The sequence below is a fragment of the Winogradskyella litorisediminis genome (assembly GCF_042675765.1).
Taxonomy (GTDB): domain Bacteria; phylum Bacteroidota; class Bacteroidia; order Flavobacteriales; family Flavobacteriaceae; genus Winogradskyella; species Winogradskyella litorisediminis.
The window spans coordinates 229,931-243,499 of sequence record NZ_JBHTJL010000003.1 but is presented as its reverse complement, the minus strand read 5'-3'; the positions used below and the strand labels follow the sequence as shown (position 1 = coordinate 243,499).

General features: G+C 32.4%; 12 protein-coding genes. 6 read left to right on the top strand and 6 right to left on the bottom strand.

From position 1 onward, the window contains the following. Positions 1-77 precede the first annotated feature (77 nt). Positions 78-557 (top strand): Hsp20/alpha crystallin family protein, encoded by a 480-nt coding sequence (locus ACFQ1Q_RS01220; protein WP_386127141.1) that lies wholly within the window; start codon positions 78-80, stop codon positions 555-557. Between the two features lie 88 nt (positions 558-645). Here ACFQ1Q_RS01220 and ACFQ1Q_RS01215 read toward each other — a convergent pair whose 3' ends face one another. Beyond that, positions 646-1,755: a dipeptidase gene (locus ACFQ1Q_RS01215; protein ID WP_386127139.1), complete on the bottom strand. Its 1,110-nt coding sequence runs from the start codon at positions 1,753-1,755 to the stop codon at positions 646-648. Between the two features lie 366 nt (positions 1,756-2,121). After that, positions 2,122-2,688: an ExbD/TolR family protein gene (locus ACFQ1Q_RS01210; protein ID WP_386127137.1), complete on the bottom strand. Its 567-nt coding sequence runs from the start codon at positions 2,686-2,688 to the stop codon at positions 2,122-2,124. Between the two features lie 167 nt (positions 2,689-2,855). Between ACFQ1Q_RS01210 and ACFQ1Q_RS01205 the strand changes: the two genes are divergently transcribed. Together ACFQ1Q_RS01205 and ACFQ1Q_RS01200 are read left to right on the top strand one after the other, a co-directional pair. Then, positions 2,856-4,376, top strand: coding sequence for a DEAD/DEAH box helicase (locus tag ACFQ1Q_RS01205; RefSeq protein ID WP_386127135.1), 1,521 nt, complete (start codon positions 2,856-2,858; stop codon positions 4,374-4,376). A gap of 94 nt (positions 4,377-4,470) precedes the next feature. Next, the gene (locus ACFQ1Q_RS01200; protein ID WP_386127133.1) at positions 4,471-5,181 is read left to right on the top strand and encodes a hypothetical protein; all 711 of its coding nucleotides are present in this window, start codon (positions 4,471-4,473) and stop codon (positions 5,179-5,181) included. On the opposite strand, the gene ACFQ1Q_RS01195 is transcribed toward ACFQ1Q_RS01200, so the two are convergent. Both ACFQ1Q_RS01195 and ACFQ1Q_RS01190 read right to left on the bottom strand, forming a co-directional pair. Continuing rightward, the gene (locus tag ACFQ1Q_RS01195; RefSeq protein WP_386127131.1) at positions 5,162-5,728 is read right to left on the bottom strand and encodes a pseudouridine synthase; all 567 of its coding nucleotides are present in this window, start codon (positions 5,726-5,728) and stop codon (positions 5,162-5,164) included. The genes ACFQ1Q_RS01200 and ACFQ1Q_RS01195 overlap by 20 nt on opposite strands. After that, positions 5,728-6,537: a DUF1853 family protein gene (locus ACFQ1Q_RS01190; protein ID WP_386127129.1), complete on the bottom strand. Its 810-nt coding sequence runs from the start codon at positions 6,535-6,537 to the stop codon at positions 5,728-5,730. Before ACFQ1Q_RS01190 ends, ACFQ1Q_RS01195 begins: the two co-directional genes overlap by 1 nt. An 82-nt stretch (positions 6,538-6,619) precedes the next feature. On the opposite strand from ACFQ1Q_RS01190, the gene ACFQ1Q_RS01185 reads away from it, so the two are divergent. Continuing rightward, on the top strand, positions 6,620-7,738 hold the full coding sequence (locus ACFQ1Q_RS01185; RefSeq protein WP_386127127.1) for a DEAD/DEAH box helicase: 1,119 nt from the start codon (positions 6,620-6,622) through the stop codon (positions 7,736-7,738). A 3-nt stretch (positions 7,739-7,741) separates the two neighbouring features. On the opposite strand, the gene ACFQ1Q_RS01180 is transcribed toward ACFQ1Q_RS01185, so the two are convergent. Beyond that, positions 7,742-9,859, bottom strand: a complete 2,118-nt coding sequence (locus tag ACFQ1Q_RS01180; protein WP_386127125.1) for a DUF3857 domain-containing transglutaminase family protein — start codon at positions 9,857-9,859, stop codon at positions 7,742-7,744. Positions 9,860-9,951: 92 nt separating this feature from the next. Between ACFQ1Q_RS01180 and ACFQ1Q_RS01175 the strand changes: the two genes are divergently transcribed. Together ACFQ1Q_RS01175 and ACFQ1Q_RS01170 are read left to right on the top strand one after the other, a co-directional pair. Then, on the top strand, positions 9,952-10,665 hold the full coding sequence (locus ACFQ1Q_RS01175; RefSeq protein ID WP_386127123.1) for a DUF6090 family protein: 714 nt from the start codon (positions 9,952-9,954) through the stop codon (positions 10,663-10,665). An 83-nt stretch (positions 10,666-10,748) separates the two neighbouring features. Then, the gene (locus tag ACFQ1Q_RS01170; RefSeq protein WP_386127122.1) at positions 10,749-11,321 is read left to right on the top strand and encodes a DUF4251 domain-containing protein; all 573 of its coding nucleotides are present in this window, start codon (positions 10,749-10,751) and stop codon (positions 11,319-11,321) included. On the opposite strand, the gene ACFQ1Q_RS01165 is transcribed toward ACFQ1Q_RS01170, so the two are convergent. Next, positions 11,322-13,505: an acylase gene (locus ACFQ1Q_RS01165; protein ID WP_386127120.1), complete on the bottom strand. Its 2,184-nt coding sequence runs from the start codon at positions 13,503-13,505 to the stop codon at positions 11,322-11,324. Positions 13,506-13,569 lie beyond the last annotated feature (64 nt).

Sequence of the window (13,569 nt, the reverse complement as noted above, 5' to 3'; positions counted from 1 at the left end):
TTATTTCATAATTAGTTGGTTGGCACTTTGTTTGCACTTGTATATGTAAATAAAGTTTAATTAAAATCTATATTATTATGAGTAATTTATTTCCAACATTAAGAAATGGTAGTGATTCAAATTCTAACGTAGGTTTAAGAACATTACCGAGTTTGTCATCTTGGATGGATGATATTTTTAATAAAAGTTTTGGTCACGAGCTAACATCAAATTTTAATACTGGTATTACGCTACCAGCAGTAAATGTATTAGACAGAGATGAAGAATACATAGTTGAGATGGCCGTGCCAGGCTTAAAGAAATCTGATTTTGATATCAATTTAGATAATAATATGCTCTCAATTTCTGCAGAAACAGAAATATCTAATGAAGATGAAAATGACAATTTCACAAGACGTGAATTTGGATATTCATCATTTAAACGTTCGTTTTCTCTGCCAGAAACCGTGGAAAGAGACAAAATTGAAGCAAAATATGAAGATGGTATTTTAAAAGTTTTATTGCCAAAACGCGATGAGGCTAAAAAGAAACCAGCAAAACAAATCAAGATTTCATAATTATTATTTCTATAAAACTAAAAGCCAGCTATCGCTGGCTTTTTTTATAATATGATTTGCTATTTTTTTAAGTTTAAATATCAAAAATTTATTTCAAACTCTCAGCTACAGCAGCACATTCATCCAAAACACGGAACAAATTTCCAGACCATAATTGTTCTATCTCTTTTTCAGAATAACCGCGTTTTACCAATTCGTGAGTCACATTAAAGGTTTCTGAGGCGTCATCCCAACCATTAACGCCACCGCCACCATCAAAATCTGAGCTGATACCAACGTGGTCAATGCCAATTTTTTCTACCAAATAATCGATATGGTCTATAAAATCTGAGACATTTACATCTTTTTTGTCTTTTTTATCAGACACATAAGTTCTAAATGCTACAGTTTGTACAACACCACCGTTTTCTTTAAGCCATTGGAGTTGCTCGTCGTCTAAATTACGACTGTGGTTACAAAGCGCTCTTGCGGAAGAATGAGACGCGATAATAGGTGCTTTGGTCAGTTCTATCATTTGGCGCATCGCTTCTTTTGACGGGTGCGAAACGTCTATCATCATCCCTAAGCGGTTCATTTCGGCAATGACTAATTTCCCAAAATCACTAACGCCATTGTGTAACCAAACGCCATCGGCTTCGCCAGTATTACTATCGCATAATTGGCTATGACCATTGTGAGATAAAGACATGTAACGTGCACCTAAATTGTAAAATTTCTCTACATTTTCGATATTAAGACCAACAGGATACCCATTTTCAATCCCAATCATAGCTGCTTTTTTACCAGATTTTACAATGCGCCTAACATCATCTGATGTTGTCGCTAATTCAATTTTGTCTGGCGCATATTGTTTTACTAAACGATGTATGGCATTGAACTTAGACATGGCATTATCGTAAGCATTTTCAAAACCTTGTCTACTTAAACTATCTTGTCCTGTATACACTATGAACCATGGCACATCTAATCCACCTTCTATCATTTTAGGAAGATTTACTTGTGTTTTGAGACGTTGGGTGTAATTGATAGAATCTGTAAAATTCTTTACGTTTATATCGCAATGCGTGTCAAGAGTAATGACGCGCTCGTGAATATCTTTTGCATAAGCCAATAGTTCTGCTTCAGTTTTTGTCTCGGATTTACAGCTTAAAAAAAGAATTGTAATAATTAATAGGATTAAAGTTTTAGTTGGTCGCATAGTTCGTGTCAATTTTTTATAAATGTAATGCCTTAAGATTGAAAAACAAAAACCAGCATTCTTTCAAATACTGGTTTAGTTAAAGTTAATAAGTTTTAAATTCATCTTTTAAAATTTTCTAGGTCATCATCTAGGCTATTAGATGTATTAACGATTTTTGATAAAGCTCTCATAATTGATTGATTTTAAAGGGTTATCTAAATCGTCTTTTACTATTCCAAGTAAAACTTTTTGATTCTGAATTTCTGTCTGTTAACTGATTACTGTTTAATGTTCTCATGATTGTTCGATTTTTGATTGTTATATAATAAAGACGACCAAAAACAAGCTGTGTTACATTTAACTTACTGATTTAACAAAAGTTAACTATTGATTTCTATCTAATTGAACTTCAGAAAGAATAAAAGGATAAGCTTTTTTCACTTCAATAAGCTCGTCTTTTGTTAATCCTTCGGGTAGTTTATTAAATTTTGACTTTGCGTAAGCTGTTCTCAATTTAAGATAAGCTTTACTAATTTCATCTTGTACATCGATGAAAGTGCCGTAACTCGTTTCAGAATCGTGTTTTAATGAGATTATGGCATCTTGAGGTTTATCAGATGAAGTTTCTAATTGCTTTCCATTGCAATAGTCGCATTGATTTGCACCGTCGTTATCAATAAAATCTATAGCCAAAGTTTTTAAGTCGCTGACTTCAATTAATTCACCTTCAACCATTAATTCATTATTCCTATTGATAAAAATCTCTAAAACATTTCTATCATTCACTTCAATATTGCAATCTGGCGTTAAACATTCTGCGGGCAATTTCCTCAAAATTCCTTTATCGGCAGAAATGGTTGTGGTCACTAAAAAAAAGATTAATAGCAAAAAGGCGATATCTGCCATTGAACCTGCATTTACTGTTGGGGCTTGTCGTCTAGAATCTCTCATAATTTGTAGTGTTTTAGGATTATTGTTAAAGAAATCACAAAAACAATACCACTTTTAAAATGTTGTTAACATCGCTTAATCAAACCGTTATTATGTACTATTTTTGCAAAATTGGTCTTTTTAGCATAGCCAAAGACCTAAGCTATTAATACAACACAAAAAATTATATGTCCTTAGAGACTCAAGACACTATAGAAATAGAGCAACAGAGCGAAAAGCGTTTGTACGACTATCAAATAAACGATTTAAATCGAATTTTTGATGTTATGGACCAAGCGCCGGCTGATTACAATTTGCTCTATCAATTACCAACTGGTGGCGGAAAAACGGTGATTTTTTCCGAAATCGTTCGTCGTTATATCAAAGAGAAAAACCAAAAAGTTGTTATACTGACCCATCGCATTGAGTTGTGTAAGCAAACCTCTAATGTATTGTCTGGTTTTAATGTGAAAAATAAAATCATCAACAGTAAGGTAAAAACCTTACCAGACCAAGACGAGTATCAATGTTTTGTAGCCATGGTTGAAACGCTGAATAACCGTTTGTCTGAAAATGATTTTGAGTTAAAAAATGTTGGACTTGTTATTATTGATGAAGCACATTATAATTCGTTTAGAAAGCTTTTTAAATTTTTTGATAATTGCTTTATTCTTGGTGTAACAGCAACACCTTTGAGTAGCAATATAAAGCTGCCGATGAAAGATAATTACGATAAACTTATTGTTGGCGATGACATTGCAACATTAATTAAAAATGGTTTTTTAGCAAAAGCAGAAGCTATAAGTTTTGATGTTGGTTTAACAAGTTTAAAAATTGGAATTAATGGTGATTATACTGTAAAATCTTCTGAAGCATTGTATACCAATAGCTTTATGCAAACCAAATTAATAGCCGCTTACGAGGAAACATCTAAAAACAAAAAAACGCTGATTTTTAATAATGGTATTCACACTTCAAAAGAAGTCTATCATTCCTTTAAACGTGCTGGTTATGATGTTAGACATCTAGATAACACTGCTAGTAAACAAGAACGAAAAGACACGCTAAAATGGTTTAATAAAACGCCAAACGCTATTTTATCTTCAGTAAGTATTTTAACGACTGGTTTCGATGAACCGTCTGTAGAATCTATTATTTTGAATAGAGCAACGCGCTCATTAACATTATATTTTCAAATGATAGGTCGTGGCTCACGTATTTATAAGGATAGAGATACGTTTCAGGTTGTAGATTTAGGAAATAATATTGCGCGTTTTGGACCTTGGGACCAACCGGTTGATTGGCAACATATTTTTAAATATCCAGATTTTTATTTGGAAAATATTGTAGATGACGAAGCATTAGAGCGTGACTTTATTTACAAAATGCCAGAAGCATTAAAACAAAGACTTGGCAAGTCTGATGACTTAGATTTTAATGTCAAAACCGAATATAAAAAGGTATTAAAATCAAACAAAAAGTCGTTTACTGTTATAGAAAAATCAATAGAACAACACTCTAAAATTTGTATAGAAAATTGTGAAGATGTGTTTGAAGCACGAGAATTAATAAAAGAGCTTCAAGATGAAATTGCTTACCGAATTAAGCAGTATTGCTATTGCATAATGAACAGCACACAAAACTATAAAGATTGGTTGTTTGAGGAATACAACAGACGGTTACGACTGAGCTTTAACGGAAAGTTTTAACTTTTTTTTGAAAGGTTTTTGTTTTTTATACGTTTAATTTGAAGTAGGTATAGTTTTTGATTATATTTTAAATGCTATAACAAAAAAGAAAATTATGAACAATCGTTTTATTTTATTACTCCTTTTTCTAAGCTTCGGTATAATGCTGAATGCCCAAGTGACGGATAAAGAAAACAAATCGATTAGAATACCTGCAATTGAGTCTAAAACTAAAAAAGACGAAGCGCCAAAAGTGATTAAAGTTGCTCCTAAAGAGAATCCCAAAGCCAAAGACGACAAAGATAAAGACAATAAAACGGGTACAATTTCAAGAATTAAAAAAAATGAAATTGAACGACCTTTTTCTATGACTGGTGGTGATGGCCTTAAAAATCCAGGTGAGATATTTGAAGAACGCTGGCGAAAAGAAGCTGCAAGAACAGGTATTGTTCAATATATGAGTGACCAATTTTTAGGACAGTATAATATTGATACAGAATTTGTTAATATCATTTGTAGAGACCATGAATATCCAGATGGCGACCGTGTAAGCGTTTCTGTAAATGACGAAATAATTTATCCTAGTGTTGTTTTACAATCACAATACAGAAGGTTAAAAATAAAATTATCCGAAGGTATTAATAAGATTGATTTTAAAGCACTTAATCAGGGTGATTCTGGTCCAAATACCGCAGAATTCGTTGTTTACGATGACAAAGGTAATGTTGTTTCCTCTAAAGAATGGAATTTACTCACTGGCGTAAAAGCCACCATCACGTTTATTAACGAAAAGCCTGTAATTACCGCTAAAAATGAGGGCAATTAATTTCTTCAATTTTACCGGACGTTAAATTTTCCAATCTATAATCTCCAATTCTCACACGTACCAATCGCAACGTTGGTAATCCAATCCTTGAGGTCATTTTTCGGACTTGTCTAAATTTGCCTTCCGCTATTGTAATGCTGAGCCAAGACGTTTTGCCATGACGTTGGTCACGTACAAAACGCTCTTCTATATGGCATATGTCATTAAGTATATGTGCTTTACAAGGTTTAGTTTGGTAGGATTTACCATTTATAGAAATGTCAATTCCCTTTGTTAATTGGTTAATGTGCGTATCAGTAATAATACCGTCAACCATGACATGGTATTCTTTTTCTACAGATTGACTTCTAATGTATTCGCTAAATTTTCCGTTTGTGGTTAGCAATAACAGACCTTCAGATTTTTCGTCAAGTCTTCCAATTGCCATCGTATTTGGTGGCAAATCATAAATATCACTAAGTAGCTTTTTGTTACGTCGCTTGTTTTGGTTGTTTACAAACTGACTCAGCACACCATATGGCTTGTAAATTTTGTAGTATTTGTGCATTACCAAAAGGTTATAAAACATTTTTGGAACGACTCCTTTTTGGATTTAAGCCAAACCATTGGAGACCGTTTTTCAGATATAAATTTAAAAATTTCAGTTTTTCCAGTTTCAAAATCAAGCCAATTTACTTCTGCATGTGGTTGCGCTAACCAGTCTAATTTTCTTGGAATAAACATTTTACATTCTGAAAATCTTTCTATAGTATCAAAATTTAAATAGAAACCATAAACACAAGATTTATTTAAAGGGTTAATAGATACATCTTCACTTTCAAAAGGCAAAAATAGTTGTGCTTTATAATACACTTGCTGATTAAGATGTATAGCTTTTAAATTAAAATGTCTTATTGCTTTTTCTGTATGCTTGGAGTAGAGCAGTGGCAATTGCTTTTGTTTAAGTTTATCAAGCTTATAAATTAAAGTGTCTTTACGGTTTGGGCCAATCCATTTGTCTAGTTCATTTTTGGTTGTAATGTTTGGGTCGTACAAGTAAAATTTGTAAACAATTTCAATATGATATAATTCGGTTTTAGATGCAATTAAAGCGTCTAATTCGCCAATAGTAATTTTTTCATTTTTAATTTGAAGGTTTGCTACAATGCTTTTAAATTCTGAAGATTTTTCAATTTGATAGTTAAAAAATTGTTCAACACGTTTTCCTAATCGGATTTCGTTAAAATCTTCCGCACAATTTAATTGTTCATATTCTAAAGGCATTTCAAACTGTTGCAAATCTTTTACAACATTGCCTTTCCAAAGATTTGGTGTATTGAGAAAACCTAAATATTGCCGTTGCGTGATGTTTTTCATTCAGAAAATAAAAATACAAAGAAGCACGCAAAAATGTCTCGACGCTATAAATAAGTTTACCTTTGCAAAAAAAATTATTAGCATGTCCACATTTTTAGAACTTGGAATAACCAACGACTACGTAAAAGGCTTAAAGGAATTAGGTATAAAAGTGCCTACTAAAATACAAGAAGCTGTAATTCCGGTAGTTTTAGAATCTAAAACCGATTTAATTGCACTAGCGCAAACTGGTACAGGTAAAACGGCGGCTTTTGGCTTACCAGTTCTTAAATATATTGACACAAAAAACAACAATGTACAAGCTCTAATTATTGCACCAACGCGCGAGTTGGTTCAGCAAATAAAAAAGCAACTTTTTAAATTCACCAAATATGTGGATGACCGCATTTTTATAGAAGCCGTTTTTGGTGGCGAAAAAATTGACCGCCAGATTTCTAACTTAAATCGTAGTACGCATATAGTTGTTGCTACTCCAGGTAGACTTTTAGACTTAGTAGAACGAGGTGCTGTTGATATTAGTGATGTGCATACACTTATTTTTGATGAAGCAGACGAAATGCTTAGTATGGGTTTTAAAGAAGATTTAAGTAAAATCTTAAAGTACAATACGGGCAAGCGTAAAACTTGGTTATTTTCGGCAACAATGCCAGACGATATAAAGCATATGATTAAGACTTATATGTCTAAAGATGCCGCACGTATTGAAATTGATAAAACCTCCTTAGTAAATGAAAATATTTCTCATCACTACATAAAGACTTCAATTCCTGAAAAAACCTTAGTGATTTCTAAAATTTTAGACCGAAGACCAAATGACCGTGGTGTAATTTTTTGCCGTACAAAGGCTGGAACTAAAAAATTGGCTTTAGAGTTAAAGGCAGAAGGTTTTTCAGTTGATGCTTTAGAAGGTGATATGCAGCAAAAAGAACGCGATAAAGTAATGCGTGCTTTTAAAAATGAAAGTTTGCAAGTATTAGTTTCAACGGATGTATCTGCACGAGGCATTGATGTTAATAACTTAGCTTTTGTTATTCACCATCAATTACCAGAACATTTAGAATATTACACTCATAGAAGTGGACGTACAGCTCGAGCAGGCAAAACAGGGCAATCTATAGCCTTAATTATTCCAGGAGAAATGCAAAAAGTCATTGATATTCAGCATAATTTAAATATTACTTTTGCTGAAATGAATGTGTAAAGCCTATTTGTATTTTCTGTTGTTTTTGATGACGTAAGACACCAAACCAACAATACCAAAGCCAATTAGCACCAAGAATATAATATTTACGGTATCAGATTGACTTTTTGTTTCAGAAGTATTTGAGATTTTTGGTGTTACTTTGGTTTTCTTATTTGAAAATAATGAGCTCATTTTAGCAGCGCTTTTCGGAATAAAAAGGTACATGGAAAAGTTTTCTTCAACCGCTTTACAATCATTATAAAATTGCAAAAAATCCTCAGGAGCAACTGCATCTTTTTTGTTGATGTACTCATAATCTAAGTACAAAATATCTTTGCGTCTGTTGGCTTTTGATTTGTAAGAAAACTTAAAATGTTCATTATTAATTTGCTTGCTATCTGGTGTAAAACCCCACGACATTGGGAGCTTTATCGTTACCTTGTGTTTTTTATGAATTGGGTAATATAGCGAAAAAGGTGTTTTTCTATTTTTCTCTGTAGGAAAAACAATATTGTTATAAAAACTATAAGGCATAAAATTAAGACCAATCTGGTTGTCATCACCAATAACCGGTTCCCAAACTTTATCAAGTCTGTAAGACTCTTCTATAGTAATTTTATTACTCAGTGTATCATCTTCAAAAATCATGGCTTCTATAATTTCAACTTCGCCATATAAATTCTTGTAATAATCTCTGTAATCTTTATTTAAAGACGTTAAACTATTCGATTTTAAAACACCACGCATCATGTCTGCTTCACTACCACGATACACAGTTGTAACGTTAAGTGTCATATCATTTCCGATGCCATTAACATTAAAAATATCGAATATTTCAACTAAATCTTGGTCATCATTTTGTATGGCTTCAAAGCTTGAATTTCCTTGCTTTAAAACCAGTCCGTTTTTATAATTTGGTGTAGCAATAGTATTAAAAGAACCTTCTTGGTTGGTAATTGTTGGGTCAAAAAAACGACCTGTTTTTGTACTGTCAATCACTTTTACAATAACATGGTCAAAGGCTTTAGGTGATGGCAAAAAATTACCTAATGTTTTGCCATAGGTTGTATTAATAAGTACAGGATACGCCTCAATATCCATTTCTCGCAGCATATTTACTAATAACCAGCTTTTGTCTTTACAATCTCCAAAGCGTTGTTCAAAAACCTTATTGGGTTTAAATGGTTTGTAGGCTCCAATTCCAGATTCTAATCCTAAATATCTAATATCGTTCTGAACAAATTTTAAAGCCAATTTTATCCGGTCTTTTTCATATTCAGAAGCATTTTTTATTGATGCAATTTTGGTTTTTAGCTCTTTTGATAGCTGTTGTTCTTTTTCGTAGATTGGTATTGCCCAATCTACAACTTGGTTCCAAGTATCATATTCAGAAACAAACAAATTTTCATAGTGCATGTGCCAAGAGGCCGTGTTTTCTTCAAACTCTGGTGCAGTTGTATTTGTGTTAGTCCAATTGTATTTTTTTAAACCAAATTCTGAACTGATTTTTGATTGAATCTCCGAGTTAATAAGCTTAATGTTTAAGTCTGAATCATTTAAAATACTAACATTTATTTTTCCTATTGGCACATAAGCACTCAATAAAAACATACCCGAAAACTTTTTATCAATAGGATTAAAACCAACAATAGTGTAACTATAATCTACAATATCTCCTGTTCTTATATCCGACAAATTTGCCGTAGCATTAACGCTTCCGTCATAAATATAATTTTCAGAATTTGACTCTTTTCTAATAGTCTGAAAATCATTTAAATTAAGTTTATCAATTACTTTATCATCTCTAATTACCAATATTTTGTGCAAATACAACTTTTGGTAGGTTGGGTCATAATTTATAGATATTAAAGAACCAGATTGTACACCAACATTGTCTGTAATTTTGCTTACTGTACGCAAATAACGCTCTTGTTTAGGTGCATGAATTTGCTCGTCGCTTAACAATGTTAATAAACCAAACGAAATATCATCGCCATCAATATCTGGAGCTTTCTCATAAGATTGAATATCAACCCAATTAGGTGTATTACGTTTTTGTATCTGTGCAATTAAGCTTGAAGAAATAAGGATTAAAAAAAGAAAAGATTTTAATTTTAAAAAGGTAGGTTTGTTTTGCATGCTAATAAATTTCAGCAAGCAATATAAAAAAGAAAATACTTACAGTTAACTATTTATATCTTACTTTTAATTTAAATATTGAATTTTACGAAATGAAGTTTTTTAACAAATTACGAAACAAAGCGATGAGCAAAAAACGTATAGGAAAATATTTAGCTTATGCAGTTGGCGAAATTATTTTGGTTGTAATTGGAATTTTGATTGCGGTAAGCATAAATGATTACCAAAAAGAAAAGTCCGACAGAGAAGAGCTTAACAGAATATTAAGTCTTGTAAAAAAAGACATGCTAAATGATATTAAACTTTTAAAAGAGGTGCTATATGACTTTAAGTATAATGAGAAGTTAATGTCAAAAATGCTTGACGATTCAATCAATAACAGTGAATATTTATATAAATGTTATGCATGCAGATATATTTTATCAGAATATAGTACAATGTCAATTAATACTAAAGGTAGAAATTTATTAAAAACTTACAATAGAGTTCCTATTGATAAGAGACCTTTAGTTGATAGTATTAATTTATTTTACGATAATTATATTGACCATATTGACATGAATAATCAATTTATGAAAGACGAAATCATTGAGTTTAACAAATATCTTCGAGACAACAAGACTTGGTTTAAAGCATATTTTAATGATGGTAGATGTAATGAAGACTGTGCAAATTATTTTAAATCCCAAGAATATCTTAACCGAATAACATTGGCTAATGCAGTTATTTCTGACGCCCTAATCCCATATTTTGAAAGTTATAAAATTGATGCAGAAAAATATATTGAATCCATAGATAAATTGTGATTTAATATAAAAAAAATATAATATAAATATCTGTTTTTTAAAGTTTTGGAATAATATTTGAGTATTTTTTAAAAATAATGACTATGAAAAAGATAATTGTATTAATAGTAATTTCAGCTTTAGGTTTTAGTTTAAATGCACAATCTCGAAAAGAGCGCAAAGCCGAAAAAAAAGCACAGCTTGAAACTAAATATCAAGAATTAAAAGGCTTAATTGATTCCAAACAATTTATGTTTGAAGCAAATTGGGCAATTCCATTAGGTAATGACGTGTCCAATATTGGTCTTAATATTCCCGGTGGTGGCGCTGTTTTTCAAGGTGGACGCGTGGATATTTCAAACAACAGTAATTTTTTAAAATTGAATGGCGCTTCTGCAGATTTGTTTTTGCCTTTTTTTGGACGTGTATTTGTACCCGATATTACTTCGTCTTCAAGAGGTATACAATTTAAAGGCGAAATCCAAGATTATACTGTAGATTATAACAAAAAAAAGAAACGCGCTATCGTAAAATTTAATGCCAAAAATTATGGCGATTTTTTAAAATTTATATTAAATATTTCAGCTAGCGGAAAAACGACTGTCAGCGTCAATAGTACAAAAAGACAATCAATAACCTACGATGGTTTTTTAGCACCATTGCATGACCAAAAATAATTAGTCGCGTTGTCCAGGCTTGTAGGTTTCCTCGGCCACTTTTAGAACATCTTCTTTGTAATATGACACGTCTTTAAATTCCATATCAGCATAGCGCTGCGCTTGGTCATTAAAATGAGGTGAATTTATATCGCTACTTTGTCCGCCAGCCAGCATTGATTTTGCTTTTACTTTATCTCCAAATTCAACAACAGCCACAAAGCTATTACCGCGAGTTCCATAAATCTTTTTAGCATCAGGATTTGTATAACTAACACCATAAGCAGCTAAAGCGCCCCATCGACCAGAGGCAAACCCAACAGGAATACTTGGTTTATCATCGTCAAATTTTTGTTTGATGTCGCTATTTAAACGCTGATAACGGTTGATTTCTCCCCAAGGTAGATTCCATGTTCCAAAAGTTTCAGTTAAATAGTCTATGGTATTTTCAAAAAGCTCTAAACGTTCTGCTTTTGGAGATTTACTACCGAAATAATACAAAAATTCCATAGAATTCATTGGCTCTGGTCGTTTTCCGTTACGTAGAACATTAGTTCCATAATAATGTGCTAGAGTCATGGCAACAGATTCTTTAGAAGTTTTATAATCCCATTTTTTTAAAACTTCAATAGCTTCACGAAGTTTTGGATTTTTGTCATCGTAACTCTCATAAGCCTTGATAAGACCAGGTACAATGGCTTCAAAAGCAGGTAAATATGAGTCGTGAGCTAATTCAATTACAGAATCTAGCGTATAGTTTTTATTGTTTGATAACAATTCAATTGCATGAATCCCTCTAAAATTTTCACGATTTAACGACATGTAACTTGGGTAATCTTCAACTTTTGGACTAAATTCTGCAGCCGCAGTAAAAGGCGTAGAATTACAATTTTGAATCCATCCATTTTCGGGATTTAGTAACGTGATATGCTCATCGACCTCATGTAAACCTTGCCAATCCGTTTTAGGGTTGCTGCCATCTACGGGTTGTTTGTAGTTAAATTTTGTATCTCTTTTAGGTATAAAATTACCATGAAAATAGGCGATATTGCCTTCTGCATCAGCGTAAACCGTATTATTAGATGAATTGGTTTTAATATCCATCATTTTTCTAAATCCTTTATAACCATGCTGTTTTGTGCGAATGTATGATTGCTCTAAAGCTTTTACTGGTTCCCACATCATAGCTGTAGCAATCCATTTGTCGCCATTGGTAGAAGTTATTGGTCCGTGATGCGTTCTGTAAAAAGGAAATATTTTTGATTTTATTTCATCTCCATCTTTATATTTAAGCGTGGTTTTAAAAGAATTTACTTCTCGTAACTCTTCGCCATATCGATACATCAATTTTTCATCAATTGTGATTAAATCTTCTTCAAATTCGTCAATAACATCTGTGTATGTAGATGTATGCATCCAACCTGTTTTTTCATTAAATCCTTGATAGACGAAGAATTGTCCCCAAGTTACAGCGCCGTAGGCATTTAAACCTTCTTCACTAACCACATGAACTTCGCCACGAAAAAAGAATGAGGTATGCGGATTTATGAGTAAAATGGGATTTCCAGACTTTGTTAATTTACCATGAATAGCAATTCCGTTAGAACCAGCTGGTTCGGCTTCAGCTTTTTCTTCTTGTTCTTTTTCAACTTCAGTTGAGTTGATAGCCAAACCTTCGTAAAATGCTTTTATTTTTCGAGTTGAAACACGCTCAATATCACCTCCTATAGAACCTTCAGAAAAGTACATTGGCATCCAAGGTTCAAACTTTGTGATAAGTCTCGGTTTTACTTCTGGATGTGTGTATAAGTAGTAATTTATACCATCAGCAAAAGCATTGCAAAGCTTTTTTAACCAATCTGGACTTTTCTCATAATTAGCCTTTGCTTCATCTTCTGTCATAAATAATTTTGCTCGTAAATCGCTATAAATGGCAGATTCGCCTTCAACTTCAGCTAAACGTCCAGTCGCCCAAATGTAATTTTGTTCTACACGATTAAAATCGTCTTCGCATTGCGCATATAGTAATCCAAAAACAGCGTCGGCATCGGTTTTTCCATAAATATGCGGAACGCCAAAATTATCGCGGATGATTTCAATATTATTGGCTTGAGCTTTCCAGCGGTCTTGGTCTGAATCTGTTTTTACTTCAGAATTACAAGAAAAAATAAAGAAAGCAAATAGGAGTAAAGCGTAATTTTTCATAAAGATTTTATTTGCTGCGTGAAGTTAATTGTAACTAACAACAAATCAAAATCCAAGAGAGTTA

Excerpts from the sequence above, each read along its gene's own strand:
- ACFQ1Q_RS01220 (WP_386127141.1), top strand. The coding sequence starts at position 78 with ATGAGTAATTTATTTCCAACATTAAGAAATGGTAGTGATTCAAATTCT.
- ACFQ1Q_RS01215 (WP_386127139.1), bottom strand. The coding sequence starts at position 1,755 with ATGCGACCAACTAAAACTTTAATCCTATTAATTATTACAATTCTTTTT.
- ACFQ1Q_RS01210 (WP_386127137.1), bottom strand. The coding sequence starts at position 2,688 with ATGAGAGATTCTAGACGACAAGCCCCAACAGTAAATGCAGGTTCAATG.
- ACFQ1Q_RS01205 (WP_386127135.1), top strand. The coding sequence starts at position 2,856 with ATGTCCTTAGAGACTCAAGACACTATAGAAATAGAGCAACAGAGCGAA.
- ACFQ1Q_RS01200 (WP_386127133.1), top strand. The coding sequence starts at position 4,471 with ATGAACAATCGTTTTATTTTATTACTCCTTTTTCTAAGCTTCGGTATA.
- ACFQ1Q_RS01195 (WP_386127131.1), bottom strand. The coding sequence starts at position 5,728 with ATGCACAAATACTACAAAATTTACAAGCCATATGGTGTGCTGAGTCAG.
- ACFQ1Q_RS01190 (WP_386127129.1), bottom strand. The coding sequence starts at position 6,537 with ATGAAAAACATCACGCAACGGCAATATTTAGGTTTTCTCAATACACCA.
- ACFQ1Q_RS01185 (WP_386127127.1), top strand. The coding sequence starts at position 6,620 with ATGTCCACATTTTTAGAACTTGGAATAACCAACGACTACGTAAAAGGC.
- ACFQ1Q_RS01180 (WP_386127125.1), bottom strand. The coding sequence starts at position 9,859 with ATGCAAAACAAACCTACCTTTTTAAAATTAAAATCTTTTCTTTTTTTA.
- ACFQ1Q_RS01175 (WP_386127123.1), top strand. The coding sequence starts at position 9,952 with ATGAAGTTTTTTAACAAATTACGAAACAAAGCGATGAGCAAAAAACGT.
- ACFQ1Q_RS01170 (WP_386127122.1), top strand. The coding sequence starts at position 10,749 with ATGAAAAAGATAATTGTATTAATAGTAATTTCAGCTTTAGGTTTTAGT.
- ACFQ1Q_RS01165 (WP_386127120.1), bottom strand. The coding sequence starts at position 13,505 with ATGAAAAATTACGCTTTACTCCTATTTGCTTTCTTTATTTTTTCTTGT.